The organism is Thiobacillus denitrificans (assembly GCF_001530125.1).
Lineage (GTDB): Bacteria > Pseudomonadota > Gammaproteobacteria > Burkholderiales > Thiobacillaceae > Thiobacillus > Thiobacillus denitrificans_C.
In genome coordinates this window covers 1-3,600 of record NZ_LDUG01000063.1, presented here as the reverse complement: position 1 = coordinate 3,600, position 3,600 = coordinate 1, and the positions used below count along the sequence as shown (strand labels likewise).

The following is a 3,600-nucleotide window of genomic DNA, read 5'->3' as shown; positions in this document are numbered from 1 at the left end:
CGCGTTGCCGCCACGCTGGCGCTTTTCGATCTGCTGCATCAGACGCTGGAGGCGCTGCGCGGACTCCTTGATTCCGCCGGTCAGGCCAAGGCGGGGCCCCAGAAGCAGGCGGTTGCGGCGCTGGTGCGCCGGCTCGAGGCTGCATTGCAAGGCGCGCCCCCTGTGGTGCAGGACGTACTTTCTCTTCCTTTCGCCGCGTCCGGCGAACCGGGCGCGAGCCCCGACCCGGCTGCGGGGCTGCAGACTTCCAGCCGTGGCGCCGGGACGATACGGGTGCGCACCGCAAAACTCGATGCGGTGATGCGGCAGACGGAGGAATTGCTTGCGCCGCGGCTGGCAGCGGGTGAGCGGGCGCGCGAACTGCGGGAGCTCGGGACCACGCTGGCCGTCTGGAAAAAGGAGCTCGCCAAAGTTCGGCCCGCGATGCGGGCGGTGGAACGTTCGTTCGGACAATCACAAAAAACAAACGGCAACGCCATCGCGCAGCGGGAACTGACGAAGCTGCTCGAGTATCTGGATGCAGAACCACCGCTAATGAAGCTGCTGGAGGACCGGCTGGCGAAGCTGGAAAGGTCCGCCGCGCACGATCATCGCGCCTTGAGCGCCATGGTGGATGGCCTCCTGCACGACGTGAAGGAAATGCACATGCTGCCGTTCTCGTCGCTGCTCGAAGCCTTCCCCGGCTTGGCGCGCGAGCTCGCGCGCGATCAGGGCAAGCAGGTGGAACTGGCGATTCGCGGGGACGAGATCGAAATCGACCGGCGGATTCTCGAACAGATCAAAGACCCGCTCGTGCATTTGTTCAGGAACTGCGTCGATCACGGCGTCGAGCGGCCGGCGGCGCGTGAGCAGAAAGGTAAACCGGCGCACGCGATGCTCACCATCGCCGTCGCGCACAAGGACGGCAGCAAGGTCGAAATCCTGGTCGTCGACGACGGGCCGGGCATCGACGTGGCGAAGGTCAAGGCAGCGGTGGGGAAGCTTGGGATGATGTCCGCGGAGGAACTGGAGAAATTGAACGAACGCGAGGCGCTGGCGCTCGTGTTCCAGTCCGGTGTCTCCACCAGCCCCATCGTCACCGAGCTTTCCGGGCGGGGACTGGGGCTCGCCATCGTGCGCGAGCGGGTCGAACGGCTGGGCGGCACCATTACCCTGGAGACACAGCCAGATCGGGGCACGAGCTTCCGCATCGTGCTGCCGCTGACGCTCGCCATGTTCCGGGGTGTGCTCGTTCGCACCGGCGGTCGGGTATTCATCATTCCGGCAATCAGCGTGGAGCGGGTGGCGCTGGTGACGGCGAAGGACATCCGGACGGTGGAAAACCGCGAAACGATCGCGCTCGACGGGCAGGCGCTGTCGCTGGCCCATTTGGCCGACGTGCTGGAAATTCCGCGCGCGCCGGGAGAGTCTGCGGACCACGTACAGGTGGTGGTGCTCGGCCTAGACGCCGGCCGCATCGCATTCCGGGTGGATGCGGTGCTGGCGGAGCAGGAGGTCTTGGTCAAGGGGCTCGGGCGGCAACTCAAGCGCGTGCGCAACCTCGCCGGCGCGAGTGTCCTGGGGACGGGCCAGGTGGTGCCGGTCCTGAATGTGCCCGATCTGATGGCGTCGGCGATGCGGCCGGCGGCAAGTCCGCTCGTGAGCGTCGCCGGCGAGCCGCACGCGCCGGCAGCGAAGCGGGCTATCCTGGTCGCCGAGGATTCGATCACCTCGAGGGCGCTGATCAAGAACATTCTGGAATCGGCGGGCTACAGCGTCACCACCGCAGTCGATGGCGTCGACGCCTACACCGCGCTCAAGACCGGGGTGTTCGATCTGGTCGTGTCGGACGTGGAAATGCCGCGCATGGACGGCTTCGATCTCACGGCCAAGCTGCGCTCGGACAAGCGGCTTGCGCAGCTACCTGTGGTGCTGGTAACGGCGCTGGGATCAAGCGAGCACCGCGAGCGTGGGATCGACGTCGGCGCCAATGCGTATATCGTCAAAAGGAGCTTTGACCAGAGTAACCTGCTGGAAGTGATCCGGAGGTTGTTATGACGTTTCAAATTTCAGTGCTCAAGTTTCAGGTTTCCCTGCGCACCCGCTTCGCCCTGGGTCTGGGCGCCGTGTTGCTGCCGTTTCTGGTGGCCGCCGTCGTGGGCCAGTTCTATCTGCTGCCGCAGCTGATCGAGCCGCTTGAGGACATCGTGCGCGAATTCGCCGAAAAACTGGAGCCCGTGACGCACCTGCAGAAGTCGCTGCTCCAGGCCGCCATGCCGGTCAACGATTATCTGATCCACGGCGATCCGGATGAGCGTCGGCAATTCGCGCAACTGCACCAACGGGTGGAGCGGGCCTTCGAGGAGGCCTCGCCCGAGCGGTTCACGCTGGCGGAGGAGCGCACGTTGATCAGGGCCGCGCGCGCGGACTGGGCACAGGCACTGCCCCTGGGCGAGCAGTTGCTGCGCCAGCCCGACCCGGTGGGCAACGCGGCGGTGGCGCGCGACATGGAACAGTTCGATGCGCACATTGAGCGGGCCGTGTCCGCGCTTGATGAGGCGCACGGTCATTTCCATCAGGTGATTGAGCAGAGTCTCGCGCAGGCCAGCGCCGCCCGCACCGGAGCCCTGTGGGCGACCTTCGCTGCCTTCGTGGTGGCCGCCACCGCATCCCTGGTCGCCGGCGTGGTGCTGGCGCGCTCCGTCACCGATCCGGTGGACACGTTGCGACAGGGTGCGGCGCGTCTGGCAGAAGGCAAGCTGTCACACCGGGTGGCCATCCGTCGTCATGACGAGCTGGGCGAGCTGGGCGCGGCCTTCAATACGATGGCCGGGCAGCTCGAAGCGGACCAGGCTGCGCTCGAGCAGCTCGCTACGCACGACGGCCTCACCGGGCTCTACAACCACCGCACCTTCTACGTGCTGTTCGGGGACGAGCTCGCACGCGCGCAGCGCTTCAAGCGGCCGCTTTCGCTGCTGCTGCTCGACATCGACCACTTCAAGTGCGTCAACGACATGCACGGACACCAGGCGGGGGATGTCGTGCTCAAGGGACTGGGCGAACTGCTGGGCCGCGAGGTGCGTGCCGTCGACCGCGTATGCCGCTACGGCGGCGAGGAGATCACCATCATCCTGCCTGAGACCGATCTTGAGGCCGCCGCCAGTTTCGCCGAGCGTCTGCGTGCGGCGGTGGAGGCGCAGTCGTTCGATGTCGATGCCGGCGCGTCGTTGCGCATTACCGTCAGCATCGGGATCGCGTCCTGGCCGGCACACGCAGACAACGCGCAGGCCCTGGTCGCGGCTGTCGACGTGGCGATGTATGCGGCCAAGCAGCGCGGCAGAAACCTCGTAATATGCTATGAACCGGCGCCCGTTCAGCCGGTGACCCCGGGATGAGCGCGGACGCAAGATCGCGCGGATCACCGCTCCGGAAAAACACCATGAGGCAATGCCCATGATCAAAGTCCTGGTGGTGGAAGATTCACCCGTGGTGCGCGAGTTTCTCGTTCACATTCTCGGCGCGGATCCCCGCATTCAAGTCATCGGGACGGCGAATGATGGCGAGCAGGCGATCGAGGCCGTGGCGCGCCAACGGCCCGACGTCATCACGATGGACCTCCAT

Annotated in this window: 3 protein-coding genes; all 3 read left to right on the top strand. The window is 66.0% G+C overall.

Features of this window, described 5'->3' with window-relative positions; genetic code table 11:
* Window positions 1-2,037, top strand: a 2,037-nt coding sequence (locus ABW22_RS16335) for a hybrid sensor histidine kinase/response regulator (RefSeq protein WP_059759421.1), incomplete at its 5' end; no start/stop codon positions are given.
* Window positions 2,034-3,374, top strand: a complete 1,341-nt coding sequence (locus ABW22_RS16330) for a diguanylate cyclase (RefSeq protein WP_059759418.1) — start codon at window positions 2,034-2,036, stop codon at window positions 3,372-3,374. The genes ABW22_RS16335 and ABW22_RS16330, both read left to right, overlap by 4 nt.
* Before the next feature lie 52 nt (window positions 3,375-3,426).
* Window positions 3,427-3,600: response regulator (locus ABW22_RS16985; protein ID WP_330218766.1), on the top strand; the 174-nt coding region annotated here is incomplete at its 3' end.